The sequence below is a fragment of the Xanthobacter sp. ZOL 2024 genome, from assembly GCF_052932325.1.
In genome coordinates, this window is sequence record NZ_CM128808.1 from 781328 (window position 1) to 807240 (window position 25913).

Sequence of the window (25913 nt, forward strand, 5' to 3'; positions counted from 1 at the left end):
ATTGAGAGCGGGCGGCAGCAGTCAAACGCCGCATGTGGCATGTTTTGCCACTGTCGTTTGCCAGCTCGTCGCCCACTTCAGCTTGCCGCTCCGGGTTCCGCCCGGAGCCGAGACACCAATCCCCTGGCCGCCGGCGCGGCGCGCCTCCTGCGCCGGCCGGGCTGCCACGTCTCCCATGGAGGGCCGCGATGGGCGGACCGCTCGACGGCATACGCATCCTCGATCTCACCTCGGTGCTGGTGGGGCCTTACGCCACCCAGATCCTCGGCGACCTCGGCGCCGACGTGATCAAGGTGGAGCCGCCCGCCGGCGACAATGTGCGGGGCATCGGCCCCATGCGCCATCCCGGCATGGGCGCCATCTTCCTGCATGCCAACCGCTCCAAGCGCTCGCTGGTGCTGGATCTGAAGCAGCCGGCGGCGCGCCAGGCGCTGCTCGACCTCGTCCCCACCGCCGACGTCTTCATTCACAACATGCGCCCGCGCGCCATGGCCCGGCTGGGGCTGGCGCCAGAGGACGTCACCGCCCTCAATCCGAAGCTCGTCTATGCCGCCATCACCGGCTTCGGCCAGGATGGTCCCTATGCGGACAAGCCAGCCTATGACGACCTGATCCAGGGCGCGGTGGCGCTGCCTTCCCTGATCGCGGAGGCCACCGGCAGCGACCCGCGCTACGTGCCCGCCACCCTGGCCGACCGCACCGCCGGCCTGCACGCGGTTTATGCGGTCACCGCCGCCTTGCTCCAGCGGGCCCGCACCGGGCGTGGGGAGGTGGTGGAGATCCCCATGTTCGAGGCGCTGACCGAGTTCATCCTGGGCGATCACATGGGCGGAGAGACCTTCGTCCCGCCCCTGGGGCCCACCGGCTATCCGCGCCTTCTGGCGGACCATCGCCGCCCCTACCGGACCCTCGACGGCTACATCTGCACGGTCATCTACAACGACAAGCAATGGCGCCACTTCCTGGGCCTCATCGGCCGCGCCGAGCTGCTCACCTGCGATCCCCGCTTCGCCGACATCGGCGCCCGCACCCGGCACATCAACGAGCTCTACGGCATGGTGGCCGATGCCATGGCCACCCGCACCACCGCCGACTGGCTGGCGGCCCTGGCAGCGGCGGAGATCCCAGCCATGCCGCTCCATACCCCCGGCAGCCTGATTGAGGATCCCCACCACGCCGCCACCGGCTTCCTGCCGCTCACCGAGCATCCGAGCGAGGGGAGCATGCGCGCCATCGGCATCGCCACCCGCTGGGCCGGAGCCCGGCCGAAGGTGCGCCGACACGCGCCGCGGCTCGGCGAGCACAGTGCCGAGGTGCTGGCCGAGGTCGGGTACGACGCCGCCCGCCTCGCCGCCCTGTGCGCCTGCGGAGCCGTGGTGGTCGCCGCCGATACCCCCACCGACATCACCGAACCCATGGAGTCCGCATGAGCGACGCCGCTTCCCCCTCTTCGCCCGCCCTCGGGGACGAGGGCCCCACCCTCGGCCTCGGTTTCCATTTCGAGGACCTGCCCCTCGGCACCCGCTTCCGCACCACCGGGCGCACCATCACCGAAACCGACCTGGTCGCCTTCGTGAACCTCTCCTGGTTCACCGAGGAGCTGTTCACCAACACCGCCGACCGGGCGCACATGGCGATCCAGGGCCGGGTGGTGCCGGGGGCGCTGGTCTATGCCTGCGCCGAGGGGCTGCTCACCACCTCCATGCAGCGCACCGGCCTTGCCTTCCTCAATGCCGAGGTGGACATGAAGGGACCGACCTTCGTCGGCGACACAATCCACGTCGCCTGCGAGGTGATCGAGGCGCGCCTGACGTCCCGCCCCGACCGCGGGCTGGTGCGCACCCGCAATCGGGTGGTGAAGCAGGACGGCACCGTCACCCTGGTCTACACCCCGCTGCGGATGGTGCGGGTGCGCGCGCCGGCGGCTCAAGCGGCGGAATAGATCTCCGGAACCCCACCCTGGGCGCGGATCGCCTCCGCCAGCTGCCCCGCCGTCTCCCGCAGCGGCTCCAGCAGCTGGCTGACGGCGGTCTCCGGCGAGACCGCGGAGCGCAGCATCATGATGTTGATGGAGGCACAGGCATGGTCGCCATCTATGACCGGCACCGCCATGGCCCATACCAGGCTCTCATATTCGCGGCTGGAATAGATGTCGTCCATCACCGCAAAGCCTTGCCGGCGCACGGTTTCGAGCATGGCTTCGGCGGCCGGGCGGTCAAGGGGCGCCACGTCCGGGCGCTGGGCCAGCCGGTCGAGAATGGCGGCCTGGCGCGCGGGGGTGCAGAAGGCGAGATAGGCCCGGCCCACCGAGGTGATGAGCACCGGTGCGCGATAGCCGGGGCGACGGTTGAGATGGAGCGGGCCCTGCTCGCGGCTGGTCTGCACCACGATCATCTCGTCGCGGTCGCACACGGCCAGATCCGACGGCCAGCCCACCCGCCGGCGGAATGCCGCCATGATGGGCTCGGCCGCCGCCTGCAGGCGCTCATGGAAATTGTATCCGGAGCTCAATTGCAGGGTGCGGCCGGCAGCGGCGTAGGTGCCGCGCTTGCCGGTGCGCACCACATAGCCGCCGTGCTCCAGCGTCTCCAGCATGCGCACGATGGTGGCCTTGTCGAGCCCGGTGGCCGCGTGCACAGAGCCCACGGTGGACTCCGAACTCTCGTTCACCGCCCGCAACACGTCGAGACCGCGCAGGACCGCGACCACGGGCTTGAATGACGGCATCGACGCTCCCCCTCGCGGCCGGTGGATCCGGCAACCTGCGCCGACGGGCGGTCACACACCGCCGGCGCCTGTGACTTCTAGGCACGCGGATCGACGCCCGCAACCACACCGAGTCATCGGCGCCCTTGTGGGGTGGATGACCCTGCGCTAGATTATATGAAATAATATTTCACAGAATGAAATTCCATGCAAGAACGTGATTCGGAAACGCTCCTTCGTTCCGCCCCCTATGCCCTCGCCGGCCTGCGGGTGCTGGATTTGAGCCGCGTCCTGGCGGGCCCCTGGGCCTCCCAGATCCTCGGCGATCTCGGCGCCGACGTCATCAAGGTGGAGCAGCCGGGGGCTGGTGACGACACCCGCTCCTGGGGCCCGCCGTTCGTGGAGGATGGCACCGAGGGCGCCCGCTTCAGCGCCTATTTCCTCGGCTGCAATCGCAACAAGCGCTCCATCACCGTGGACATGGCCCAGCCCACCGGGGCCGATCTCATCCGCGCCCTGGCCCGCGACAGCGACGTGGTGCTGGAGAATTTCAAGGTGGGCGCCCTTGCCCGCTATGGGCTCGATTATGAGAGCCTGCGCGCCATCAACCCCCGGCTGGTCTATTGCTCCATCACCGGCTTCGGCCAGGATGGCCCGCTGGCGAAGCGGCCGGGCTATGATTTCGTGGTGCAGGGTATGAGCGGCCTCATGAGCATCACGGGCCAGCCGGAGGGCACGCCGGGGGCCGAGCCCATGAAGGTCGGCGTCGCCGTTTCCGATGTTTTCACTGGGCTTTACGCCACCATCTCCATTCTCGCGGCGCTGCGCCATCGCGATGCCACCGGCACCGGCCAGCATCTCGACTGCGCGCTGCTCGACACCCAGGTGGCAGTGCTCGCCAATCAGGCCATGAACTGGCTGGTGGGCGGCATGATCCCCAAGCCCATGGGCAATCTGCACCCCAATGTGGTGCCCTACCGCACCTTCCCCACCCGCGACGGCCACGCGATCATCGCCACCGGCAACGACCGCCAGTTCCGCGCCCTGTGCCGGCTTTTGAAGCTCGATGCCATGGCCGAGGATCCGCGCTATGGCGACAATGCCGCGCGCGTCGCCCGGCGCGACGAGGTGGAGGCGACCCTGGGGGCGGCCATCGCCCAATGGTCCACCGCCGATCTCATCCCCGCCATGGCGGAGGCCGGGGTGCCGGGCGGGCCCATCAACCGCATCGACCAGGTGTTCGCCGAGCCGCAGATCGCCGCCCGCGGCCTGGTGCAGCACATGACGCTGGAGGGCGGCACCACGGTTCCAGTGGTGGGCTTCCCGGTGAAGCTCTCCGCCACCCCCGCCCGCTATGACAGCGCGCCGCCGCAGCTGGGCGCGCAGACCGACGCGGTGCTGCACGAGCGGCTCGCCCTCGCGCCGGAGACCCTCGCCGATCTGCGCCGCGCCGGCGTCATCGGCTGAGGGCGACCGGCATCAGCGGGCGTCGGCAAGAACGAAGCCGGCGCCCTTCTCGGCGATCATGGCGGTGGGCGTGTTGGTGTTGCCGGAAGTGATGGTGGGCATCACCGACGCATCGATCACCCTGAGCCCGCCGATGCCGAACACCCGCAGCCGTTCATCCACCACCGCCTGCGGATCATCCGCCCGCCCCATCTTGGCGGTGCCGACCGGGTGGAAGATGGTGGTGCCGATGTCGCCCGCCGCCTTGGCGAGGGAGGCCGCATCATCCCCCACGCTCGGCCCCGGCAGATATTCCTGCGGCCGATAGGGCGCGAGGGCCTTCTGGCCCATGAGCCGCCGGGTGACGCGGATGGCATCCGCCGCCACCTGCCGGTCGGCCTCGGTGGTGAGATAATGGGGGGCGATCTGCGGCGGCGCGTCGAGATCCGCCGTGGTCACCCGCACCAGCCCACGGGAGGTGGGGCGCAGGTTGCAGGCCGCCACGGTGATGGCCGGGAAGCGGTGCAGCGGCTCGCCGAACTTGTCCAAGGACAAGGGCTGAACGTGGAACTGGATATTGGCCCGCTCCTGGCCCGGATCGGACCTCGTGAAGATGCCCAATTGGGAAGGCGCCATGGTCAGCGGTCCGCGCCGGCGCAGGGCATAGTCGATCCCCATCAGGGCCCGGCGCGGCAGCGAATAATAGGTCTCGTTGAGGGTGCGGATGCCATGCACCTTGTAGATGGCCCGCTGCTGCAGGTGATCCTGCAGGTTCCGCCCCACGCCGGGACGGTCGGCGACGACCTCCAGCCCCAGGGGCGCCAGCCATTCGCCGGGGCCGATGCCGGAACGGTGCAGCACCTGGATGGAGCCGATGGAGCCGGAGCACAGCAGCACCTCGCCGCGCGCCCGCGCCTCCATCAGCCGCCCGTTCTGGCGATAGCGCACCCCCACCGCCCGACCGGCCTCGACCAGCACACGATCGGCCACCACATCGGTTTCCAGCCGCAGGTTGGCGCGGCCGAGGGCCGGCTTCAGGAAGCCGCGGGCGGACGACCAGCGCCGGCCGCGCTTCTGGTTCACATGGAAATAGCCCACGCCCTCATTGTCGCCGGTGTTGAAATCCGGCACCCGGCGCACGCCCATCTCCTCCGCCGCGCGGCCCACCGCATCCAGCACGTCCCAGGAGAGGCGCGGCGCCTCGATGCGCCAGCCGCCGCCGGTGCCGTGCAGGGCGCTCGCCCCGAGGAAATGGTCCTCCAGCGCCTTGAAGGCGGGCAGCACATCATCCCAGCCCCAGCCGGTGAGGCCGAGCTGGCGCCAATGATCGTAATCGGCCGCCTGGCCCCGCATGGAGATCATGGCATTGATGGCGGACGAGCCGCCGATGACCTTGCCGCGCGGATAGTTCAGCGCCCGCCCGTTCAGCCCCGGCTCGGGATCGGTCTTGAACATCCAATCGGAGCGCGGATTGCCGATGGCGAACAGATAGCCCACCGGAATATGGAACCAGATCCAGTTGTCGCGCCCGCCGGCCTCCAGCAGCAGCACCCGTTTGGTGGGGTCCGCCGAGAGGCGGTTGGCGACGATGCAGCCGGCGGTGCCGGCGCCAACGACGATGTAATCATAATCGCCGTCGAGACGGCCCACGTCGTCGGTGCCCATGGCGCTCTCCCTGTTCCAGTGGCTCTTGGTGGCTTCTGGCTCTTGCGGTGATGGCACGCTGGATTTTCGCGCTCAAGGCCGATAGCGTCGCTTCACTTCCGCAAAAATGCAGAACAAAGCCATGGATTGGGATGATCTGCGCATCTTTCTGCAGCTTGCCCGCTCCGGCCGCATGACCAGCGCCGGCAAGGCCCTGGGGGTGGACGATTCCACCGTGGGCCGCCGCATCGCCCGGCTGGAAGCGGCGCTGGGCGCGCCTCTGGTGGAGCGGGCCGGCCGGCGCACCGTCATCACCGAGCAGGGCCAGAAGCTGGCGGAGGCGGTGGAGGAGATCGAATCCATCGTGCTGCGCAAGGTGGCCGGCCTTGGGGAAGACCAGATGGTGCTGGCCGGCCGGGTGCGGGTGGGGGCGCCGGAAGGGCTCGGCGTCGGCTATCTGGCGGCCCGGCTCGCCGCCCTCTCAGCCGAGCACCCGGGCCTGGAAACCGAGCTGGTGGCCCTGCCGCGCACCTATTCCCTGGCCAGCCGCGAGGTGGATCTCGCCATCACTTTGGAGCGGCCCGCCGCCGGGCGGGTGAGCGTGCGCAAGCTCACCGACTACAGCCTCGATCTTTATGGCACCCGCGCCTATTTCGACCGGCGCGGCGAACCGGCCAGCGTCGCCGCTCTGCCCGACCATGTGTTCGCCGGCTACATCCCCGAGCTGCTGTTCACCGCCGCCCTGGACTTCTCCCGGCTCGACGAGCGGGTGGAGCTTTCCCCCACCATCCGCAGCACCAGCGTCATCGCCCAGGTGGAGGCGGTGGCGAGCGGCGCGGCGCTGGGGGTGCTGCCCACCTTCCTCGCCGCCCGGAGGCCGGAACTGATCCGCCTCCTGCCCGACGCGGTGGGCCTCACCCGCAGCTATTGGCTCTCGGTCCATGACGACATGCGGCGGCTGCGCCGGGTGCAGGCGGTGCTCGCCGCCCTCACCAGCCGGGTGCGGGCCGACCGCGCCTTGTTCATGCGCAGATGAAGCGCGCCCGCGCCTCGCGGAAGCGGCGCGCCAGGACATCCCGCGCCACGGCGATGCGGCGCACCGCCTGCGTATCGGGATGGGCGAGGAGGTGATAGCTGCGGCGGAAGCGCACCTGCGGCAGGATCCGGGCCAGCCCGTCATGGGCGCCCACGGCGAAATCATGCAGCACGCCGATGCCGGTGCCGGCCTTCACCGCCTCCACCTGCCCCATCACGCTGGCGCAGCGGAAGCGCCGGCCGCCGTGGCGCTCCAGCACCTCAGCATAATCGAGGGCCGAGGCATAGGCGAGGTCCTCCACCCCGGTCACCACCGTGTGGTTGGCGAGATCCTCCACCGCCTGCGGCGTGCCCGCCGCTTCGAGATAGGCCTGCGCCGCATAGACGCCCAGGGTGTAATCGGTGAGGCGCGAGACCACCAGCCGGCCCTCCGCCGGCCGGTCCAGAACGATGGCGAGATCGGCCTCGCGACGGGACAAGGAGAAGGTCCGCGGCAGCGGCACCAGTTCCACGATCAGGTCGGGATAGGTGGCGGCGAGACGGCCCAATTCGGCCGCCAGGAAATAATTGCCAAGGCCGTCCGGCGCGCCGATGCGCACGGTGCCGGAGACCTCCGCCGCCTCCTCCCGCAGGCTCTCGGCCGCGCCCAGGATCTCCGCCTCGATGCGCTCCGCCGCCGGCAACAGCCGCTCGCCCGCCGCGGTCAGCACCGTGCCCGCCGGGCGGCGATCGAACAGGGGCGTCGCCAGCGCCGCCTCCAGCGCATCCAGCCGGCGCGCCACGGTGGCGTGGTTCAGCCCCAGCCGCCGCGCCGCCGCCAGCAACTGACCCTGCCGCGCCACCGCCAGGAAGACGCGCAAATGGTCCCAATCCATCATCACACTTCAAATTCCGCACAATGAGTTCTCGATCTTACTCATTGCTGTGCGCCTCTTGAAGCGGGAAGGAAGGAGCGTCGTCATTCCGGCGGGCCAGCCGCGCCCGCTGCCCGCGCAAGGACCTCAGCCATGGCCCAATCCATTCCCCATTACATCGCCGGCCGCCGCGTCGAGGGCACCAGCGGCCGCAGCGCCCCGGTGTTCAACCCGGCCACCGGCCTCCAGTCCGGCACCGTCGCTTTGGCAGCGCCGGAAGAGGTGCGCGCGGCGGTGGACGCCGCCAAGGCCGCCGCCCCCGGCTGGGCCGCCACCACGCCGCTGCGCCGTGCCCGCATCCTCAACGCCTTCCTGCGCATCATGGAAGAGCGGATCGACAGCCTCTCGGCCATCATCACCGCCGAACACGGCAAGGTGCTGTCCGACGCCAAGGGCGAAATCCAGCGCGGCATGGAGGTGGTGGAGTTCGCCACCGGTATTCCCCAGATGCTGAAGGGTGAGATCACCGAGGACGTGGGCACCAAGGTGGACAGCTACGGCGTGCGCCAGCCCCTGGGCATCGTCGCCGGCATCACCCCGTTCAACTTCCCCGCCATGGTGCCCATGTGGATGTTCCCGGTGGCGCTGGCCTGCGGCAATTGCTTCATCCTGAAGCCGTCCGAGCGCGATCCCTCCGCCGCTCTGGTGCTGGCCGAGTGGCTCAAGGAAGCCGGACTGCCCGACGGCGTGTTCAACGTGGTGAACGGCGACAAGGCCGCGGTGGACGCGCTGCTCAACGACCCGGACATCTCCGCCATCAGCTTCGTGGGCTCCACCCCCATCGCCAGATACATCTATGAGACCGCCGCCCGCACCGGCAAGCGCTGCCAGGCCCTGGGCGGTGCCAAGAACCACATGATCATCATGCCCGACGCCGACCTCGACCAGGCGGTGGATGCGCTGATGGGCGCCGCCTACGGCTCCGCCGGCGAGCGCTGCATGGCGGTGTCGGTGGCCGTGCCGGTGGGCGAGGAGACGGCCAACGCCCTGATGGCGAAGCTCGAACCCAAGGTGCGCGCGCTGAAGGTGGGCCCCGGCACCGATCCCGAGGCGGAGATGGGCCCCCTCGTCACCCGCCAGCACCTGGACAAGGTCTCCGGCTATGTGGATGCCGGCGTCGCCGAGGGCGCGACCCTGGTGGTGGACGGCCGCGGCCTGAAGCTGCAGGGCTATGAGGACGGCTATTTCATCGGCGGCACGCTGTTCGACAACGTGACGCCGGACATGCGCATCTACAAGGAAGAGATCTTCGGCCCGGTGCTGGCGGTGCTGCGCGCCGACAGCTTCGCCACCGCCGCCACCCTCATCAACGAGCACGAGTTCGGCAACGGCACCGCCATCTTCACCCGCGACGGCGACGCCGCCCGTGAGTTCGCACATGACATCAAGGTGGGCATGGTGGGCATCAACGTGCCGATCCCGGTGCCCATGGCGTTCCACTCCTTCGGCGGCTGGAAGGCCTCGCTGTTCGGCGACCACCACATGCACGGGCCGGAAGGCGTGCGCTTCTACACGCGGCTGAAGACCATCACCACCCGCTGGCCCACCGGCATCCGCGCCGGCGCCGAGTTCGTGATGCCCACCATGAAGTGACGCGGCGGGCCCCCGTCGCGGGGGCCCGTCCACCCCGGGTCAGAAGTTGGGATTGGCCGGCCGCTTCAGGCCCAGCAGATCACGCAGGGTGGCGCCCTCATAGGCGGTGCGGAACAGGCCGCGCTCCTGCAGGATCGGAATGACCAGATCGACGAAATCGTCGAACGCGCCGGGAAAGTAGGGCGGCATCACATTGAAGCCGTCTGCGGCGCCGGCCTCGAACCACTGCTGGAGCGTGTCGGCCACCTCTTCCGCCGCCCCGCACAGCACCCAGTGGCCACGGGCCGCCGCCACCAGATTGTAGAGATCCCGCAGGCTCATGCCGTCCCGCCGGGCCTTCGAGAGCAGCACCCCGGTGAACGACTTGTAGGTGTCGGCCTCCGGCAGATCGGGAATGGGACCGTCGAGCGCATAGGCGCTCATGTCGTGGCCGAAGCGCTCCGAGAGCATGCCGAGCGCATTGCTCGTATCGACGAACTGCATGAGATCGTTGAGCTTCTCCCGCGCCTCCTTGGCGGTGCGCCCCACCACCGGCATCACCCCCGGTAGAACGCACACCTCGTCGGGATGGCGGCCGAAGACCGGCAGGCGGGCCTTGAGGCTGTCGTAACCGGCCTTCGCCTCCGCCAGGTCCTGCACCACCGCGAATACGATGTCGGCGGTGCGGGCGGCGAGCATCTGCCCCGGCTCCGAACCGCCGGCCTGGGAGATGATGGGATGGCCCTGGGGCGAGCGCCCGATGTTGAGCGGCCCCTTCACCTTGAAGAAAGGGCCCTCGTGGTCGAGGGGGCGCACCTTGGCGGGATCGATATAGACGCCGCTCGCGCGGTCGGCGCAGATGGCGTCGTCGGCCCAGCAGTCCCACAGGCCCGTCACCACATCCACAAACTCACCCGCCCGCTCGTAGCGCCGGGCGTGGTCGGGATGCTGGGTGCCGAAATTGGCGGCGGCGGCCGGCGCCGAGGTGGTCACCGCGTTCCAGGCAGCCCGCCCGCCGCTGATGTGATCGAGCGAAGCGAACGCCCGGGCCACCGAAAAGGGATCCGCATAGGTGGTGGACACGGTGCCGCCGAGGCCGATGTGGCGGGTGGCGCCGGCGATGGCGGCGAGCAGGGTCATGGGCTCCAGCCGCGCCGTGTAGGAGGGGTGGCTGGCGGGATCGGCGTTCAGATTGTCGCCCATGAAGATGAGGTCGAACAGGCCGCGCTCGGCGGTGGCCGCGATCTGCCGCACCTTCTCGATGTCCTGGAAAGTATCCATGGCACCCGGCTGGCGCCAGCCCGCGATGTGGCTCCCCGTTCCCAGCAGGAACAGGCCGAAGTGCATCTGTCGTGACATGGTCGGGATCTCAGGTCCAGAAGATGAGGCGCCGCTCGCAGAAGCTCACGAGGCCGAAGAAGGCGAGGCTGAGGGCCGAGGCCACGAAGATGGCCGACCACACCCGCACGAAGTCCACTTGCAGAACCGCCTGGTAGATCACCCAGCCGATGCCGTCGTAGGCGCCCAGCATTTCGGTGACGATGGCGACGATGATGGCCCGCACGGTGGAGACCCGCATGCCGGCGGCGATCAGCGGCAGCGCTGTGGGCAGGCGCAGCCGCCACAGCACCGAGAGCCGGCCGGCGCCGAACGAGCGCATGAGATCGGCGGCGCGCCGGTCGACCCGGTCGAAGCCGGCCAGGGCGGAAAGGAACACGGTGAAGCTCACCGCCAGCGCCACCATCACCACCTTGGAGGCGATGCCGATGCCGAACCACAGCAGGATCAGCGGCGACCACGCCACCACCGGCACCGAATTGATGGCGGTCGCCACCGGCAGGATCGCCGCCCGGGCCCGGGGGACCAGGGTGATGAGCGCCGCCAGCGCGATGCCGATCAGCGAGCCCACCCCATAGCCGAGCAGGGACTCCGTCAAGGTGTAGCTGGCCGCCGGCGCCAGCACCGACCAGCTGTCGACAATATTGACCAGGATGGCGCTGACCGCCGGCAGGGTATAAGCGGGCAAGGCGAAGCCCCGCGCCACGCCTTCCCACACCGCCACCAGCAGCACCATGCCCAGCACGCCCCGCTGGACCGTACGCGAGCCGAGCACGCGCGGCAGGGCCGCGGCGAAATCCGCCGTCGCGCTCATTGTTCCGCTCCCCAGAAGACGAGCCACTTCTCGATCATGCTGACGGCGGCATAGAGGCCGGTGCCCAGCAGCGCGCAGACAGCGATGGCGGCCCAGATGGCGACCACGTTCTCGTTGTACATGCCCTGCAGCAGCAGCACGCCGAGCCCCACCGTATCGCCGAACCACTCACCCACCAGCGCACCCACCAGGGCCAGCGCCGAGGCGAGGCGCAGCGCGACGAAGATCTGCGGCAGCGCGCTGGGCAATTGCAGATGGGTCAGCAGCTTGAAGCGGCTGGCGCCGAACGAGCGCATCAGCGCCTCCTGGCGCGGATCGACCCCCTCGAGCCCCAGCAGGGTGTTCACGGTGACGGGAAAGAAGGTGAGATAGAAGGAGATGGCGGCCTTGGCCACCAGGGTGTTGCCGAACCACAGCACCACCAGCGCGCCGAAGGCGATGACCGGAATGGTCTGCGACACGATGAAGATGGGAAACACCAGTTCCCGCAGCGCCCGCGCCCGGAAGAACAGCACACCGATGCCGATGCCGAACACCGCCCCCGAGGCAAAGCCCAGCAGTGTTTCCGACAGGGTGCGCAGGAAGCCCTGCACATAGGGCGTTGGCGTCGCCAGGATGGCGCCGATGACCACGCTCGGCCGCGGCACGTAATAGGGCCGGACGCCAAACAGCACGATCAGCCCCTCGGCCACCGCCAGCACCACCGCCAGCCAGAACAGGCCACGGGCGAAGCGCCACAGCGGGGCGAGGAGGGCGAGGGACATCGTCTCCGGCCGTGAGGCCGGAGACGCAACGAGGGCGCCGCTCACGGGCGACGCTCCGCCAGCGGGATGGATTCCAGGAAGCTCACGTTGAAGGTGGCGGCCAGATCCACCGGCTTGGCGATCACCTTGGCGTCGAGGAACAGCTGCTCGGCGGTCTTCACGGCGCCCATGTCGATCCAGAACAGGCCGTTCTCCTTCACGGTGCCGGCCAGCATCAGCTTCTGGGCCTCGGCCAGCATGAATTCCTGGTGGGCCCGGTCGAGGGTGGGCGCGACCGCCATGATGGTGTCGACGGCGCCCTTGGGATCGGCGAAGGCATCCTGCCAGCCCTTGATGGAGGCCCGCAGGAACGCCTTCACCAGCTCCGGCTTCTCCTTGGCGGTGGTCTCCGACACGATCAGCGTGTCACGGGGGAAGGTAATGCCGAAGTCTTCGGCCACGAAGCTGCGCAGCGTCTCTTCGCCCATGCGGGTCTTGATGGTGTAATACTCGTTGTAGCGGGTGGCGGTGATGACATCCACCTGGCCATCCACGAACGGCGTCACGCTCACCTGCTGCGGCTGGATGTTGACCAGCGCCGGGTCCACGCCCGCCTTGGTCAGCATCGCCTTCAGCACGTGGTTGGCGCCGGTGAACCAGGTGGTGACCTTCTTGCCCTTGAAATCGTCGACGCTCTTGATGGGCCCATCGGCGCGGGTGACGAACACGAACGGTGTCATCTGGTGGGCGATGCCCACGCACACCACCGGCATGCCCTTGTCGCGGGCGGCGAACACGCTGTCGACGCCCCCCGACAGGCCGAACGTGTCGGCGCCGGTGGCCACCAGATTCTCGGTGAGAATGTTGGGACCGCCCGGGTTGATGGTGAGGTCGATGCCCTCGGCCTTGTAGTAGCCCTTGGCGACCGCCACGTAGAAGCCCGCGAACTGGGCTTGCGGCAGCCATTTCAGACGCAGGCTGGCCTTGGTGAGATCGGCAGCGGCGGCCGGTACGGCCGGCAGGGCCGCGGTGATGAACGCGGCGCCGGCCACCAGGGTGGCCAGCAGGCTTCGGCGGGTCGTCATGTCAGATCTCCGAGGATTGGAGGGCGCGAGAGTGGGGAGCGCCACATGGCCGGCGGCAATGCCGCGCCGGCTCACTGGCGAAAACTGGAATCGGTGCGATCGAGCTGGCGCAGCAGGCCCGGCCATTCCCGCTCGCCGGGAATGAGGATGTCGCCCTGCTGCTCCCAAAACTGGCGCGCGGCCTTCTCGCAGACCGCGTGCGGCGGCAGCATCAGCTCCACACCAGAAGCGCAGGCCGCCTGCATGGCCAGCTGGATGCGCGCGGCACGCTCGAAATAATAGAGCAGCATGAACGCCTCACCGACCGTGCGGCCAACGGTGAGGATGCCGTGGTGACGCATCAGCATCACCTTGTGGGTGCCGAGATCGGCCACCAGCCGCGCCTGCTCGTCGAGATCGATGGCCACCCCTTCATAGGCATGGAACCCCTGGCGCTGGTAGAAGCGCATGGCGAACTGGCTGAGCGGCAGCAGCCCCTCTTTCTGGCCGGAGATCGCGACGCTGGCATCGGAATGGGTATGCAGCACGCAGGCCGCATCGGACCCGGTCTTGTGCACGGCCGCGTGGATGACGAAGGCGGCGCGGTTCACCTCATAGGGCGAGTTGTCGAGCTTGCGGCCTTCGGTGTCGATCTTCACCAGGCTGGACGCGGTGATCTCTTCGAACAGCAGGCCGTAGGGGTTGATGAGGAACTCCCCCTCGCGCCCGGGCAGCCGCAGTGAGATGTGATTGTAGATGAGATCATCGAGGCCCAGCTTCGCCACCAGCCGGTAGCAGGCGGCGAGCTCCACCCGGGCCGCCCATTCCTGGGGATCGCACGGGCGGGGAACACGGGCGAGGGGAGCGCTCATCAGCGAGCCTCCGTTGTGGTGGCGCCGTCGGCGCCGGGGGCGAGGAACGACTTCATCGCCTCTTCCTCGATGGCTTCCAGGAGGGTGCGCTTGAGGCCGATGAACTCCGGCGAAATCACCACCTCGGCGGGACGCGGACGGGGCAGATCCACCTTCTGCTCCAGCTTCACGCGGCCGGGACGCGCGCTCATCACGATCACCCGATCCCCCAGGAACAGGGCTTCGTCCACATCGTGGGTGATGAACAATATGGTGCGCTTGTGGGTCTGCCACACATCGAGCAGCCACCGCTGCATCATGGTGCGCGTCAGGGCGTCGAGGGCGCCGAACGGCTCGTCGAGCAGCATCAGCTCGCGCTTGAACAGAAAGGTGCGCATCAGCGCCACCCGCTGGCGCATGCCGCCGGACAGCTGGCTCGGATACTGGTCGCCAAAGCCGGCGAGGCCGAATTCCGGCAGCATGGCGCGCGCCTGCTCCCGCGCCGCCTTGCGCGGCGCCCCCTCCACGTCCAGCGCGAGCACCGCATTGTCGATCACCGTGCGCCAGGGCAGCAGCAGATCGCGCTGGGGCATGAAGGAGACGCGGCCGAGCAGATCGGCGGCCATCACACTGGCGCCCTGGAAGCGCACCACGCCACCGGCGTCGGGCTCCTCGAGGCCCGAGACGATGTTGAACAAGGTGCTCTTGCCGCAGCCGCTGGGACCGACCACGGTGACGAACTCGCCGGGCTGGATGGTGGCGGTGAAATTCCCCAGGGCCTGCACGGCGCCAAACGTCTTGCTCAGCCCGCGCAGATCCAGCAGGGGCGGCACCGCGGCGGCCGGGCACTCCGGCGCCGCTGCGCCCGAGGCCGGTTCCGACGACCCTTTGTGATGTGTGGCCACGGGCAAAAGCACACCTTCCTTTATTGTATAATGCAGATGCCTCAGCGCATGCGCCGACGATCCATTTGTGGAGATTATCTAGCAATGCGCATGCCAATATCCGGAGATGGGGCGCAATCCGGGGGCAGCGCAACAGCACCATTGCATTTTGCCGCCAACGCCCTCTTATCCTAGGGACGACACGCATCGGCGGCGTGGATCAGCCCATGAAGCAAGGCGCGATCCCGCTCTTTATGTATACGTAAAGTGAGCTAAGAAACACATATGCAAGATGTTTGCGCACATGAGGCAGGCAGTTGCCCACCGAATGACCAGGAAACCCGTACCGGAACCCCCGGCGCCACCCTGGCGGATCGCATCCGCAAGGAGCTGGAGACGGCCATCTCAGCCGGACGCATCGAGCCCGGCAGCCGCCTGGACGAGCAGGAGATCGCCGACCGCTTCGGGGTCTCCCGCACGCCCGTGCGCGAGGCCTTTCGCCTGCTGGCGGCGAGCAATCTGGTGGAACTGCGCGGCCGCCAGGGCGCCATGGTCCGCAGCATCGGCGGCCATACGCTGGTGGAGATGTTCCAGGTAATGGCGGAGCTGGAAGGCCTGTGCGCGCGGCTTGCCGCCCGCCGCATCACCCCCGCGCAGATCGCCAGGATCGACGCCATTCACCTGCGCCTGGAAGGCCTTGCGACGCCGGATGAGGTCGACGCCTTCTATGACGTGAACCAGGAATTTCACGAGGCGATCTATGAAGCCTCCTGCAACGCCTTCCTGGCCGAGCAAACCCGCAGGCTGCGCAATCAGGTGGCCGCCTACCGGCGCCGCGTCACCCGCATGCCCACCCGCATCGCCGCCACCCTCAAGGAGCACGCCGCCGTCATCGAGGCCATCCGCGCTCACGACGCGGAGCGCGCCCACACCGCCATGCGCGACCACGTGAACCTGCTGGGCGACGACCTGCTGGACTTCCTCGCCGCCTATGGCTGATATTGGTATGCGTATTGCATGAGTTTGTATATCGGCAGCCCCTGCGGAGATACAAACTTGCAGCTCGATTTGACCAACAAGACCGCCCTCATCACCGGCGCCTCCAAGGGCATCGGCCTGGCCGTCGCCCAGACACTGGCCGCCGAGGGCTGCCACCTGCACCTGGCCGCCCGCAATGGCGAGGCGCTGGCGCAGGCCAAGGCGGACCTCGAGGCCACCTATGGCGTCACCGTGGCCATCTATCCGGTGGACCTGTCCAGCACCGCCGCCATGGAGAAGCTGGTGGACGATGTCGGCGCGGTGGACATCCTCGTCAACAATGCCGGCGACATCCCCGCCGGCGCCCTGGACGTGGTGGACGACGCCGCATGGCGGCGCGGCTTCGACCTCAAGGTGTTCGGCTACATCACCCTGTCGCGGGCCTATTATGCGCGCATGCGCGGCCGTGACGGCGTGATCATCAACGTCATCGGCAATTCCGGTGAGAATTGGGACGCCAGCTACATCGCCGGCTCCACCGGCAATGCCGCGCTCATGTCCTTCACCAAGGCGCTCGGTGGCGCCAGCCTCAACGACGGCGTGCGCGTGGTGGGCGTCAATCCGGGCCCGGTGGCCACCGACCGCATGCTGAAGATCATGAAGCGCAAGGCCATCGACATGCTCGGCGCCGAGGCGCGCTGGGAAGAGCTCTACGACAAATACCCCGGCAAGCGCCCCGCCACCGCCGAGGAAGTGGCGGACCTGGTGGCGTTCCTGGCCTCGCCCCGCGCCGGCTACATCACCGGCACCAATGTCACCATCGACGGTGGCATCTCGGCCCGCGGCTCGGTCATCTGAGCCGCGCCCCCACAGCCGCCCAATAATCCAGATCCTGCCCCGCCATCACGGCGGGGCGCCCAGGAACGCCCCGCATGTCCAACGCCCCTACATCCAGCGCGCGTCTGCGCAACCGCTATTTCGACGACCTGTTCTCCACCCCCGGGCTCATGTGGCTCGGCCAGAATACCAACCACATTCCCACCCACCCGGCGGTGGAAGAGGCGATGATCGCCTCGGTCCGCTCCCACGAGTTCAATGCCTATGCCCCGCCCCTGGGCTTCGAGGCCCTGCGCGCCGCCATCGTCGCGGACCTCGGCACACCCGGCGCCGAGGCCCTGTTGACCGAGGGTGGCGTTTCGGCGCTGGCCATGGTGTGCCGCGCCTTCTGCACGCCGGGCAGCACCTTCGTCACCACCGACCCGACCTGGAAATGGCCCTGCCTGTTCGCCCGCCAGCAGGGCGCCGAGGTCATCGAGATCCCCATCTACGACGCCGCCTGCGGCTATCGCCTCACCCCGGAGGCCCTGAAGGCGGCGGTGGATGACCGCACCGCCATCATCTATCTGGTGGCCCCCAACAATCCGCTGGGCATCCGCTACAGCCGCGCGGAGATCGAGGCGTTCGCCGCCATCGCCCGCGACTGCGGCGCCCTCTTGGTGCACGACTGCACCTATCGCGATTTCGCCGATGGTCATTACCCCGCGCTCCACGCCGCCCCGGCAGGCGCCCTGGTTTCGCTGAGCTTCTCCAAGTGGCTGGGCCTCGCCGGCCTGCGCATCGGCGCCCTGGTGGGCGCGCCCGAGTTGCTCGATCGCTGCACGGCGTGCACCACCGCCGTGCTCGGCGCCAGCGTCATCGCCCAGCGCGCGGCCATGGCCGGCCTTGCGGTGAAGCCCGAATGGATGCGCGAGGTCCGCCGCATCGACCGGGCCAACAAGGAGATGATCCGCGATGCCGCCCTCGCCATCGAGGGGCTGGACCTGCCGGTCTATCCCTCCCACGGCAACTTCCTGGTGATCGAGACGGTGGCCGCCGGCATCCGGCCCGAGGCGCTGGTGGAAGCCGCCCGGCGCGAGGGCATGATGATCCGCCAGGGCACCTATCACACCGCCCGCTTCGGCGATCGCTTCATCAAGGTGAGCACCTCGGTGCCCGGCCCCTGGGCCGAGAGGTTCGCCAGCCTGCTGCCGCGGCTGGTCGACAGCGCCCGCGCCCTCAACGACGTTCCCGCCCAGTTCTGACGAGGTCTGTCATGTCTCGTTCTGCCCTCACGACATCCCCCCTCACCGTCACCGCCAAGGACGGCGTGCGCCTGCATGTGGAAGAGGTGGGCACCGGCACCCCCATCCTGTTCGTGCACGAATTCGGCGGCAACCACATGAGCTGGGAACCGCAGATGCGGTTCTTCGCCCGCCGCCACCGCTGCATCACCTACGCCGCGCGCGGCTATGCGCCCTCGGACATTCCCACCGACATCGACAGCTATTCCCAGGCCATCGCCGCCGATGATGCGGTGGCGGTGCTCGACGGGCTCGGCATCGACACGGCACATATCGTCGGCCTGTCCATGGGCGGCTTCGCCACCGTGCATTTCGGCCTGCGCACCCCGGAACGCGCCCTGTCCCTCACCGTGGCCGGCGCCGGCTATGGGTGCGAGAAGGAATTCGAAGAGTATTTCCGCGGCGTCTCGCGGGATGTGGCCGATAATTTCGAGCGCCTCGGCGCCGAGGCCTTTTCCAAGATCTATGCCCTGGGCGCCAGCCGGGTGCAGTACCAGAACAAGGATCCGCGCGGCTGGCAGGACTTCGCCGCCCGGCTCGCCACCCATTCCGATATCGGCGCGGCCATGACCATGCGCGGGGTGCAGGCGCGCCGGCCCTCCTTCTGGGACCTGGAAGACGACCTCAAGGCCATGAGGGTGCCCACGCTGGTGATGGTGGGCGACGAGGACGACCATTGCCTGCAGCCGGGGATCTTCCTCAAGAAGACCATTCCCGCCTGTGGCCTGTCGGTGTTCCCCAAGACCGGGCACACGCTCAATCTCGAAGAGCCGTGTGCCTTCAACGCCCAGCTGGCGGAATTCATTGCCCAGGTGGAAGCCGGCCGCTGGCTGCCGCGCGATCCCCGGGCGCTGCCCGGCCAGATCATGCGGACCGCGTGAGATGCGCGCGGAGATGCGCGCGGAGATGCGCGCGGACTTGCCCGCCATCGATGCCGCCCGGCTGTGGCGCCGCACCCTGGCGCTGGCCGAGATCGGCGCCCTGCCGGCCGGCGGCGTCAACCGCCAGGCCTTGAGCGACGCGGACATCGCGGCCTGGCGGCAGATGCTGCAATGGGGCGCCGAGGCGGGGCTGGAGCCGGCCTGCGACCTCGCCGGCAATCTTTTCCTGACCCTGCCGGGGCGCGACCGGGCGGCGGCGCCGGTGCTGGCGGGCAGCCATCTCGACAGCCAGCCCACCGGCGGCAAGTTCGATGGCGCGGCCGGCGTGATGGCGGCGTTGGAGGCCGCCGCCACCCTGGCGGCGAGCCCCCTGCCCCGCGCGCGAGACCTGACGGTGGTGGCCTGGATGAACGAGGAGGGCTCCCGCTTCGCCCCCGGCATGATGGGCTCGGAAGCCTTTGCCGGCGTGCGGTCGCTGGCGACGATCCGCGCCGTGCGCGACGCCGCGGGCTGCAGCGTCGCCGATGCACTCGACCGGCTGCTGGCGACCTTTCCCGCGCTGCCGCGCCGGCCGCTGGGGCCACCCGCCGCCGCGTTCCTGGAACTGCATATCGAGCAGGGGCCGCTGCTGGAAGCGGCCGCGACGCAGATCGGCGTCGTCACCGGCATCCAGGGCAAATACACCTATGAGGTGGAGATCACCGGTGCCGAGGGCCATGCCGGCACCCTCGACATGGCGGAGCGGCGCGATGCCCTCGCCGCCTTCACCCGCATGGCGGCGCAGCTCTACGCGCAGGTGGGCGGCGCCGACGCCATCGTCAAATTCACCATCGGCCGGCTGCTGGTGGCCCCCAACGCCCCCTCGGTGGTGCCCGCGCGGGTGACCTTCCGCATCGACCTGCGCCACCCGGATGCCGCCACCCTGGCCCACCTCGGCGCCCGCTGCGAGGCGATCTGCACGGAGCAGGCCGCCCAGCAGCCCGCCCCCTGCGCCGTGGCGGTGACGCGCCTGGTGGACGCGCCGCCCAACGACTTCGATGTCGGCCTGCGGACGCGGATCGCCGCGGCGGCCGCCGGCCGCGGCCTGTCCTCCATGCCCATCCTCTCCGCCGCCGGCCACGATGCCCGCCACCTGGCCACAATGTGCCCGACGGCGATGATCTTCATTCCCTGCCGCGACGGCGTGAGCCACGCCGAGCACGAATACACCAGCCCCGAGCAGTTGGCCGACGGCACACAGGTACTCACCGACGTGCTCGCGCCCCTGCTCGCCACCACATCCCTGGAGGACCCCGCACCATGACATCTCCCGCTGCCGCGGCCTCCGCCCTTCCCGACATGGCCGACATGCCGGAGCAGCGCCCCGCCGCGCCCACCGGGCCAGCCCAGGCGCGGGCGCGCTTCTTCAACTCGGGCAACGCCTTCAACATCAAGCTGCCGCCGGTGCCTGGCGGGGTGTTCACCACACCGGCCGCGCAGGCCATGGCGGACGATGCCCCCACCGGGCTCATCACCTGCGATCAGTCGGCGGCCATGGGCCTTGCCTTTCCCGCCACCACGCCGCTGATGCTGGCCCGCTACGCCACCATCGCCCCCGGCGAGAGCCTGGACACGGATTTCATCGCCACCGGCTCCATCTGGTACGTGATCGCCGGCACCGGGACCGCCACCTGCCTCGGTGAGGACATCGCCTTCGGCACCGGCGACGTGCTGCTGCTGCCGGGCGCCCCGGCGCGCATCACCGCCCGCGAGCGGGTGGTGGCCTGGCTGGTGACCAACGAGCCGCAGCTCGCCTTCGACGGCGATTGCCCGCCCGACGACGCCCGCCGGCCCATCGCCCCGGTGCATTATCCGGCTGCGGAGATCGAGCGGCAGGTCGCCCTCATCTATGCCCATGTGCCCAACGAGCGCACCTCGGGCATCGCGCTGATCTTCTCCAACGACACCCAGTCGGCGGCGCGCAACATCATGCCCACCCTGACGCTGTCGCTGAACACCCTGCCCCCCGGCGCGCATCAGCGCAGCCACCGGCACAACTCCGCAGCGCTGACCCTGGTGGTGAACGGCACCGATTGCCACTCCATGGTGGACGAGCGGCCATGCGACTGGTCGCCCTGGGCCACTCTGGTGACCCCGCCGGCCGCGCCCCACTCCCATCACAATGGCGGCCCCACCCGGGCGCTGTTCCTCATCGTCCAGGACGGCGGGCTTTACTACCACGCCCGCACCATGGGCTTTTCCTTCCTGGAATGAGACTCAGACCCGGGTCCGGAAGGGCGTGAAATCGGTGTCGAGATCATAGACGTCGAGGCCTTCGGCCCGCTTCATGAAGCCGACGATCTGGTAGGTGAGCGGGGTCAAGAGCGCCTCCCAGCCCACTTTCACCAGGTAGTTTGTGACCATCACCGTCAGCACGAGGCCGGTGTCCCACACCCCGAGGAAGGCGAGCGGGTAGAAGATGAGGCTGTCCGCCGCCTGCCCCACCACCGTGGAGCCGATGGTGCGGGTCCACAGATGGCGCCCCTCGGTCCACACCTTCATGCGCGCCATGACGAAGGCATTGGCGAACTCGCCGGCCCAGAAGGCGAGGATGGAAGCGGCGAAGATGCGCGGCACCTGGCCGAGCACGCTGGCCAGCGCCCCCTGCCCGCCCCAGTCGGGCGCCGGTGGCACCGCCACCACGAACGCCGCCATGCCGGCCGCGAACACCGCCGCCACGAACCCCACCCACACCACGCGGCGGGCCCGGGCATAGCCATAGACCTCGGTCAGCACATCCCCCAGCACATAGGACAAAGGAAAGAACAGGATGCCGGCGCCGAAGGTCACCGCCCCGAACAGCGGCAGATCCACCACCGCCACCTTGGAGGCGCCGATGAGGTTGGAGCAGATGAGGATCACCGCAAAGGCGGCCATGCAGTAATCATAATAGTGCAGGCGCCTGCCCATCAGCGCTCCGGCCTCCACAGCGCGGATGCCGGGAGGCTCCTGGGGCGACAGACCGTGCAACACCGCTGGAATCTTCATGGGACGGGCTCCTCTTGGCGCGGGCTCCTCTTGGCGCGGGCTCCTCTTGGGGCGGGCCCCTCTTGGCGCCCAAGTTCAAGCAAGAGCCATGCCCCTCAGGCCCCGCGATGGACCGGCACATCGCCCGCCTCAGCCAGCTCTGCCGCCAGAGCCTCCTCCGCCAGCGCCGCCGTCGCGAAGGTCTCCCACACATAGCGATCACGCTGGATGCGCGTGCGCCGCTCCCGCTCCGGCGCGAAGGACGACAGCAGCAGCACCGGCCAGCCTTCCTCCGGCGGCGCATAAAGGGCGAGGAAGGCCGGCCCCTGTGAGCGGCCGGCGCAGGCGGCATCAGGACCCGCCTTGAAATTCAGCCGCCCCGGCTCCGGCTGGAGAATGAGCCGCGCCAGGGCCGCCTCCAGCGCCGCCCGTTCGTCCGCGCTCTCGACGATCCAACCCTTGAAGGCCCGCCCCACGGCGATGGAGACGGGCTCCGGCAGACGCCCCAGCACCACATCCGGCAGGCCGGGGCGAAAGCTCGCATAGGTGCGGGTGGGCAGCCACTCGAAGATGGGTCGGTTGAAATCAACAGGCATGGGCGACAGTCTCGGGCTGGGAGGAGCGGCGGGCGGCAAGGGGCCGCCGGCAGCATCCGATGCAAGCGCCGCGCCGGAGGGACGTCAGCAAATCTGCAACCTTGGGCCGGCACACTGACCGGCGATTTCACCGGAGGAACGCCCCATGGCCATGAGCGATCAGCAGAAGGCGGCTCGCGCCGCCCACGGCCTGCTGGCGGCTGCCGCTCCGGACGTGGCCGAGGCGGTCGCGGCCTGGCTCGCCCGGCTCGGCCATGAGCGGCGGCTGTCCCAGAAGACGCTGGAAGCCTATGCCCGTGATCTCTCGGTGGTGCTGCTGCGGCTCACCGCGCATCTGGGCGGCAAGCCGGACCTCGCGGCCCTGGCGGCACTGAAGCCCGCCGATGTGCGGGCGGTGCTGGCAGCGCGCCGGGCCGATGGGGTGGCGCCGCGCACTTTGGTGCGCCTGCTGGCCGCCGCCCGCTCCTTCGGCCGGCACCTGGAGCGCGAAGGCCAGGGCAAGGTGGGCGCGCTCACTGCCGTGCGGGCGCCCAAGGTGCCGAAAAGCCTGCCCAAGCCCGTCTCCGTGGACGCCGCCCGCGCCCTCGCCGATCCCGCGACCCGCGCCGGCGAGACCCGCGAGCCCTGGGTGCTGGCCCGCGATGCCGCGGTCATCGCCCTGCTCTATGGGGCGGGGCTGCGCATCTCCGAGGCCCTTGGCCTCACCGCCGGCATGGTGCCCCCGGGCTCCGACCAGCTCACCGTGACCGGCAAGGGCAACAAGACCCGCATGGTGCCGCTGATTCGCCCGGTGGCGCTGGCCATCGCCGAATATCGCAGCCTGTGCCCCTATGATCTCGCGTCGGACAAGCCGTTGTTCCGTGGCACCAAGGGCGGGCCGCTCTCGCCGCGCATCGTCCAATTGGCCGTCGCCCGCATGCGCGGCGCCCTCGGCCTGCCGGACACCGCGACACCCCACGCGCTGCGCCACTCCTTCGCCACCCACCTCCTGGCCCGCGGCGGCGACCTGCGCGCCATTCAGGAGCTGCTCGGCCACGCCTCCCTCTCCACCACCCAGATCTACACCCAGGTGGATGCCACGGCCCTGATGGCCGCCTACCGCGCCGCCCATCCCCGCGCCTGACGCCGAGCGCGCGGGACCAGGGCCGGGCGATGGCAACGACGCGCCCCGCGTGCTTCACTCCGCACCGAGGCGCCCCGTCCCCGTGAGGTCTCCGATGATCCCCGTCCGGCCCGTGATCGACCACATGTCCCTTGGCACCAACGATCTCGCGCGGGCGGTCGCCTTTTATGATGCGGTGCTGGCACCCCTGGGGCTGGTGCGAGTGGCGGATTATGCCGAGGTCGCCGGGCCTTCCGCCTGCTGGGGGCCGGTGGGCAGCCTGCCGGCGCCGGAAGGCATTCCAGGCACCGCCCCGTTCTGGGTGGAGCAGCGGCCCGGCCCCGTCCATTGCCCGCCGGGCTTTCACGTCTGCTTCCTGGCACCGGACCGGGCGGCGGTGCACGCCTTCCATGCCATCGGCCTCGCCCACGGCGGCACCGACAATGGCGGCCCGGGCCCCCGCCCCCATTACGGTGAAGGCTATTATGCCGCCTTCCTCATCGACCCCGACGGCTGGCGCATCGAAGCTGTGACCTACGCGCTATAGCAACCGAGCGTGGCGCCGCCTCCACGACCATGACGCGAACCGGCCGCGCGGGATTGCAACCTTTTGTTAGCCAGAATCACCGACAGTCCGCCCATCGATCGGCTTTGCCGAAAGACCCCTGACCTCCTCCAAGCCCCTCCGGACAGACCGTCCCGAGGGGTCTTTTTTTTGCGCCTGGACCAGCGGAAACACGAACGGGCCGGCGGAGATGCTCCCGCCGGCCCGTGTGCATGGGTGATGTGAAGGGGTCGCCGCAGCGACGGCCTCACATGTGGATAGCGCGCTTTTCCACCGCCATGGCCGCTTCCTTCACCGCTTCCGAGCGGGTGGGGTGGGCATGGCAGGTGCGGGCGAGATCCTCGGACGAGCCGCCGAACTCCATCAGCACCGCGCATTCGTGGATCATCTCGCCGGCCTCGGGGCCGATGATGTGGGCGCCGAGCACCTTGTCGGTGGCGGCATCCGCCAGGATCTTCACGAAGCCGTCGGTGGTGTTGTTCACCTTGGTGCGGCCGTTGGCGGTGAAGGGGAACTTGCCCACCTTGTAGGCCACGCCCGCCGCCTTCAGCTCGTCCTCGGTCTTGCCCACCGAAGCGACCTCCGGGAAGGTGTAGACCACGCCGGGGATGACGTCATAATTCACATGACCGGCCTTGCCGGCCAGCAGCTCGGCCAGGGCCACGCCCTCATCCTCGGCCTTGTGGGCCAGCATGGGGCCGACGATGGCGTCACCGATGGCATAGATGCCCGGCACGCTGGTGGCGAAATGACCGTCGGTGACCACGCGGCCGCGCGGATCCTTGGCCACACCCACCTCTTCGAGGCCGAGGCCGGTGGTGTAGGGCACGCGGCCGATGGCCACCAGCACCACATCCGCCTCCAGCACCTCGGCGGCGCCGCCGGAGGCCGGTTCCACCGACACCTTCAGGCTCTTGCCCTTGGTGTCGACGCCGGTGACCTTGGTGCCGAGCTTGAAGGCGAAGCCCTGCTTTTCCAGGATGCGCTGGAAGGAGCGGGCCACCTCGCTGTCCATGCCGGGCAGGATGCGGTCCAGGAATTCCACCACGGTGACCTGGGCGCCGAGGCGACGCCACACGGAGCCGAGCTCCAAGCCGATGACGCCGGCACCCACCACCACCAGCTTGCCCGGCACCTTGGGCAGGGCCAGCGCGCCGGTGGAGGAGACGATGCGCTCCTCGTCGATGGTCACACCCGGCAGCGGCGCCACGTCCGAGCCGGTGGCGATGACGATGGACTTGGTCTCCAGCGTCTCCACCTTGCCGTCGGCGTTGAGGGTGACTTCCACCTTGCCGGGAGCGAGGATCTTGCCGACGCCCATATAGACGTCGACCTTATTCTTCTTGAGCAGGAACTCGACGCCCTTCACGTTGCCGTCGACACCCTTGTCCTTGAACGCCAGCATGGCCTTCAGGTCGAGCTTGGGCGCGGGAACGCCGATGCCCATCTCGCCGAACTTGTGGCCGGCTTCCTCGAACAGCTCGGAGGCATACAGCAGCGCCTTGGAGGGGATGCAGCCCACGTTCAGGCAGGTGCCGCCATGGGTGCCGCGCTTCTCCACCACAGCCACCTTCAGGCCAAGCTGCGCCGCGCGGATGGCGCAGACATAACCGCCCGGGCCGGTGCCGATGATGGTGAGATCGTAGGACATGGG

At 69.2% G+C, this 25913-nt stretch carries 25 protein-coding genes; 13 read left to right on the plus strand and 12 right to left on the minus strand.

Going from position 1 to position 25913, the window contains the following annotated elements:
- Positions 1–188: 188 nt before the first annotated feature.
- Both ACU4E7_RS03830 and ACU4E7_RS03835 read left to right on the plus strand, forming a co-directional pair.
- Positions 189–1430 carry a CaiB/BaiF CoA transferase family protein gene (locus tag ACU4E7_RS03830; protein WP_447020696.1) on the plus strand — a complete coding sequence of 414 codons (1242 nt, stop codon included), beginning with the start codon at positions 189–191 and terminating at the stop codon, positions 1428–1430.
- Positions 1427–1942: an acyl dehydratase gene (locus ACU4E7_RS03835; RefSeq protein ID WP_238120361.1), complete on the plus strand. Its 516-nt coding sequence runs from the start codon at positions 1427–1429 to the stop codon at positions 1940–1942. Before ACU4E7_RS03830 ends, ACU4E7_RS03835 begins: the two co-directional genes overlap by 4 nt.
- On the opposite strand, the gene ACU4E7_RS03840 is transcribed toward ACU4E7_RS03835, so the two are convergent.
- Positions 1927–2727, minus strand: a complete 801-nt coding sequence (locus ACU4E7_RS03840) for an IclR family transcriptional regulator domain-containing protein (protein ID WP_238120360.1) — start codon at positions 2725–2727, stop codon at positions 1927–1929. The genes ACU4E7_RS03835 and ACU4E7_RS03840 overlap by 16 nt on opposite strands.
- A 186-nt stretch (positions 2728–2913) precedes the next feature.
- Between ACU4E7_RS03840 and ACU4E7_RS03845 the strand changes: the two genes are divergently transcribed.
- Entirely contained in the window at positions 2914–4173 is a 1260-nt protein-coding gene (locus ACU4E7_RS03845; RefSeq protein ID WP_447020697.1) for a CaiB/BaiF CoA transferase family protein, read from the plus strand.
- A gap of 12 nt (positions 4174–4185) precedes the next feature.
- Here the strand turns inward: ACU4E7_RS03845 and ACU4E7_RS03850 are convergent, their stop codons facing one another.
- Positions 4186–5817 (minus strand): GMC family oxidoreductase, encoded by a 1632-nt coding sequence (locus ACU4E7_RS03850; protein WP_447020698.1) that lies wholly within the window; start codon positions 5815–5817, stop codon positions 4186–4188.
- Positions 5818–5938: 121 nt separating this feature from the next.
- On the opposite strand from ACU4E7_RS03850, the gene ACU4E7_RS03855 reads away from it, so the two are divergent.
- Positions 5939–6832 carry a LysR family transcriptional regulator gene (locus tag ACU4E7_RS03855; RefSeq protein ID WP_447020699.1) on the plus strand — a complete coding sequence of 298 codons (894 nt, stop codon included), beginning with the start codon at positions 5939–5941 and terminating at the stop codon, positions 6830–6832.
- Here ACU4E7_RS03855 and ACU4E7_RS03860 read toward each other — a convergent pair.
- Entirely contained in the window at positions 6819–7706 is an 888-nt protein-coding gene (locus tag ACU4E7_RS03860; RefSeq protein ID WP_447021582.1) for a LysR family transcriptional regulator, read from the minus strand. The genes ACU4E7_RS03855 and ACU4E7_RS03860 overlap by 14 nt on opposite strands.
- Positions 7707–7838: 132 nt before the next feature.
- Between ACU4E7_RS03860 and ACU4E7_RS03865 the strand changes: the two genes are divergently transcribed.
- Entirely contained in the window at positions 7839–9338 is a 1500-nt protein-coding gene (locus tag ACU4E7_RS03865) for a CoA-acylating methylmalonate-semialdehyde dehydrogenase (RefSeq protein WP_447020700.1), read from the plus strand.
- A gap of 39 nt (positions 9339–9377) precedes the next feature.
- Here the strand turns inward: ACU4E7_RS03865 and ACU4E7_RS03870 are convergent, their stop codons facing one another.
- From ACU4E7_RS03870 to ACU4E7_RS03895, 6 genes are all read right to left on the minus strand, one after another.
- A complete protein-coding gene (locus ACU4E7_RS03870) occupies positions 9378–10676 on the minus strand; it encodes an LLM class flavin-dependent oxidoreductase (protein WP_447020701.1) in 1299 nt (432 codons plus the stop codon).
- 10 nt (positions 10677–10686) lie between these two features.
- Positions 10687–11469, minus strand: a complete 783-nt coding sequence (locus tag ACU4E7_RS03875; RefSeq protein ID WP_447020702.1) for an ABC transporter permease — start codon at positions 11467–11469, stop codon at positions 10687–10689.
- A complete protein-coding gene (locus ACU4E7_RS03880; RefSeq protein WP_238120352.1) occupies positions 11466–12233 on the minus strand; it encodes an ABC transporter permease in 768 nt (255 codons plus the stop codon). The genes ACU4E7_RS03875 and ACU4E7_RS03880 overlap by 4 nt, the downstream gene beginning before the upstream one ends.
- Before the next feature lie 41 nt (positions 12234–12274).
- Positions 12275–13297, minus strand: coding sequence for an ABC transporter substrate-binding protein (locus ACU4E7_RS03885; RefSeq protein WP_447020703.1), 1023 nt, complete (start codon positions 13295–13297; stop codon positions 12275–12277).
- A 71-nt stretch (positions 13298–13368) separates the two neighbouring features.
- Positions 13369–14148 (minus strand): class II aldolase/adducin family protein, encoded by a 780-nt coding sequence (locus ACU4E7_RS03890; RefSeq protein ID WP_447020704.1) that lies wholly within the window; start codon positions 14146–14148, stop codon positions 13369–13371.
- A complete protein-coding gene (locus tag ACU4E7_RS03895; RefSeq protein ID WP_447020705.1) occupies positions 14148–15032 on the minus strand; it encodes an ABC transporter ATP-binding protein in 885 nt (294 codons plus the stop codon). The genes ACU4E7_RS03890 and ACU4E7_RS03895 overlap by 1 nt, the downstream gene beginning before the upstream one ends.
- A 264-nt stretch (positions 15033–15296) precedes the next feature.
- Between ACU4E7_RS03895 and ACU4E7_RS03900 the strand changes: the two genes are divergently transcribed.
- The 6 genes from ACU4E7_RS03900 to ACU4E7_RS03925 all read left to right on the plus strand — a co-directional run bounded on the left by ACU4E7_RS03900 (position 15297) and on the right by ACU4E7_RS03925 (position 21243).
- Complete coding sequence (locus tag ACU4E7_RS03900) at positions 15297–16010, plus strand: GntR family transcriptional regulator (RefSeq protein ID WP_447020706.1); 714 nt, start codon at positions 15297–15299, stop codon at positions 16008–16010.
- A 57-nt stretch (positions 16011–16067) separates the two neighbouring features.
- Complete coding sequence (locus tag ACU4E7_RS03905) at positions 16068–16847, plus strand: SDR family oxidoreductase (protein WP_238120344.1); 780 nt, start codon at positions 16068–16070, stop codon at positions 16845–16847.
- 74 nt (positions 16848–16921) lie between these two features.
- Positions 16922–18070, plus strand: coding sequence for a pyridoxal phosphate-dependent aminotransferase (locus ACU4E7_RS03910; protein WP_447020707.1), 1149 nt, complete (start codon positions 16922–16924; stop codon positions 18068–18070).
- A gap of 11 nt (positions 18071–18081) precedes the next feature.
- Positions 18082–18990, plus strand: a complete 909-nt coding sequence (locus ACU4E7_RS03915) for an alpha/beta fold hydrolase (protein WP_447020708.1) — start codon at positions 18082–18084, stop codon at positions 18988–18990.
- Between the two features lie 25 nt (positions 18991–19015).
- Positions 19016–20293, plus strand: a complete 1278-nt coding sequence (locus ACU4E7_RS03920) for a hydantoinase/carbamoylase family amidase (protein ID WP_447020709.1) — start codon at positions 19016–19018, stop codon at positions 20291–20293.
- Positions 20290–21243: a cupin domain-containing protein gene (locus ACU4E7_RS03925; protein ID WP_447020710.1), complete on the plus strand. Its 954-nt coding sequence runs from the start codon at positions 20290–20292 to the stop codon at positions 21241–21243. The genes ACU4E7_RS03920 and ACU4E7_RS03925 overlap by 4 nt, the downstream gene beginning before the upstream one ends.
- A gap of 3 nt (positions 21244–21246) precedes the next feature.
- Here the strand turns inward: ACU4E7_RS03925 and ACU4E7_RS03930 are convergent, their stop codons facing one another.
- Both ACU4E7_RS03930 and ACU4E7_RS03935 read right to left on the minus strand, forming a co-directional pair.
- Positions 21247–22017 (minus strand): queuosine precursor transporter, encoded by a 771-nt coding sequence (locus ACU4E7_RS03930; RefSeq protein WP_238120339.1) that lies wholly within the window; start codon positions 22015–22017, stop codon positions 21247–21249.
- A gap of 95 nt (positions 22018–22112) precedes the next feature.
- Positions 22113–22592, minus strand: a complete 480-nt coding sequence (locus tag ACU4E7_RS03935; protein WP_238120338.1) for a hypothetical protein — start codon at positions 22590–22592, stop codon at positions 22113–22115.
- 145 nt (positions 22593–22737) lie between these two features.
- Between ACU4E7_RS03935 and ACU4E7_RS03940 the strand changes: the two genes are divergently transcribed.
- On the plus strand, positions 22738–23715 hold the full coding sequence (locus tag ACU4E7_RS03940; protein WP_447020711.1) for a tyrosine recombinase XerC: 978 nt from the start codon (positions 22738–22740) through the stop codon (positions 23713–23715).
- A gap of 94 nt (positions 23716–23809) precedes the next feature.
- A complete protein-coding gene (locus ACU4E7_RS03945; RefSeq protein WP_447020712.1) occupies positions 23810–24241 on the plus strand; it encodes a VOC family protein in 432 nt (143 codons plus the stop codon).
- 265 nt (positions 24242–24506) lie between these two features.
- Here ACU4E7_RS03945 and lpdA read toward each other — a convergent pair whose 3' ends face one another.
- On the minus strand, positions 24507–25910 hold the full coding sequence (gene lpdA, locus ACU4E7_RS03950; RefSeq protein WP_447020713.1) for a dihydrolipoyl dehydrogenase: 1404 nt from the start codon (positions 25908–25910) through the stop codon (positions 24507–24509).
- Between the last annotated feature and the right edge of the window lie 3 nt (positions 25911–25913).

Coding starts and splice junctions, on each gene's coding strand:
- ACU4E7_RS03830 (WP_447020696.1), top strand. CDS start 189: ATGGGCGGACCGCTCGACGGCATACGCATCCTCGATCTCACCTCGGTG.
- ACU4E7_RS03835 (WP_238120361.1), top strand. CDS start 1,427: ATGAGCGACGCCGCTTCCCCCTCTTCGCCCGCCCTCGGGGACGAGGGC.
- ACU4E7_RS03840 (WP_238120360.1), bottom strand. CDS start 2,727: ATGCCGTCATTCAAGCCCGTGGTCGCGGTCCTGCGCGGTCTCGACGTG.
- ACU4E7_RS03845 (WP_447020697.1), top strand. CDS start 2,914: ATGCAAGAACGTGATTCGGAAACGCTCCTTCGTTCCGCCCCCTATGCC.
- ACU4E7_RS03850 (WP_447020698.1), bottom strand. CDS start 5,817: ATGGGCACCGACGACGTGGGCCGTCTCGACGGCGATTATGATTACATC.
- ACU4E7_RS03855 (WP_447020699.1), top strand. CDS start 5,939: ATGGATTGGGATGATCTGCGCATCTTTCTGCAGCTTGCCCGCTCCGGC.
- ACU4E7_RS03860 (WP_447021582.1), bottom strand. CDS start 7,706: ATGGATTGGGACCATTTGCGCGTCTTCCTGGCGGTGGCGCGGCAGGGT.
- ACU4E7_RS03865 (WP_447020700.1), top strand. CDS start 7,839: ATGGCCCAATCCATTCCCCATTACATCGCCGGCCGCCGCGTCGAGGGC.
- ACU4E7_RS03870 (WP_447020701.1), bottom strand. CDS start 10,676: ATGTCACGACAGATGCACTTCGGCCTGTTCCTGCTGGGAACGGGGAGC.
- ACU4E7_RS03875 (WP_447020702.1), bottom strand. CDS start 11,469: ATGAGCGCGACGGCGGATTTCGCCGCGGCCCTGCCGCGCGTGCTCGGC.
- ACU4E7_RS03880 (WP_238120352.1), bottom strand. CDS start 12,233: ATGTCCCTCGCCCTCCTCGCCCCGCTGTGGCGCTTCGCCCGTGGCCTG.
- ACU4E7_RS03885 (WP_447020703.1), bottom strand. CDS start 13,297: ATGACGACCCGCCGAAGCCTGCTGGCCACCCTGGTGGCCGGCGCCGCG.
- ACU4E7_RS03890 (WP_447020704.1), bottom strand. CDS start 14,148: ATGAGCGCTCCCCTCGCCCGTGTTCCCCGCCCGTGCGATCCCCAGGAA.
- ACU4E7_RS03900 (WP_447020706.1), top strand. CDS start 15,297: ATGCAAGATGTTTGCGCACATGAGGCAGGCAGTTGCCCACCGAATGAC.
- ACU4E7_RS03910 (WP_447020707.1), top strand. CDS start 16,922: ATGTCCAACGCCCCTACATCCAGCGCGCGTCTGCGCAACCGCTATTTC.
- ACU4E7_RS03915 (WP_447020708.1), top strand. CDS start 18,082: ATGTCTCGTTCTGCCCTCACGACATCCCCCCTCACCGTCACCGCCAAG.
- ACU4E7_RS03920 (WP_447020709.1), top strand. CDS start 19,016: ATGCGCGCGGACTTGCCCGCCATCGATGCCGCCCGGCTGTGGCGCCGC.
- ACU4E7_RS03925 (WP_447020710.1), top strand. CDS start 20,290: ATGACATCTCCCGCTGCCGCGGCCTCCGCCCTTCCCGACATGGCCGAC.
- ACU4E7_RS03930 (WP_238120339.1), bottom strand. CDS start 22,017: ATGAAGATTCCAGCGGTGTTGCACGGTCTGTCGCCCCAGGAGCCTCCC.
- ACU4E7_RS03935 (WP_238120338.1), bottom strand. CDS start 22,592: ATGCCTGTTGATTTCAACCGACCCATCTTCGAGTGGCTGCCCACCCGC.
- ACU4E7_RS03940 (WP_447020711.1), top strand. CDS start 22,738: ATGGCCATGAGCGATCAGCAGAAGGCGGCTCGCGCCGCCCACGGCCTG.
- ACU4E7_RS03945 (WP_447020712.1), top strand. CDS start 23,810: ATGATCCCCGTCCGGCCCGTGATCGACCACATGTCCCTTGGCACCAAC.
- lpdA (WP_447020713.1), bottom strand. CDS start 25,910: ATGTCCTACGATCTCACCATCATCGGCACCGGCCCGGGCGGTTATGTC.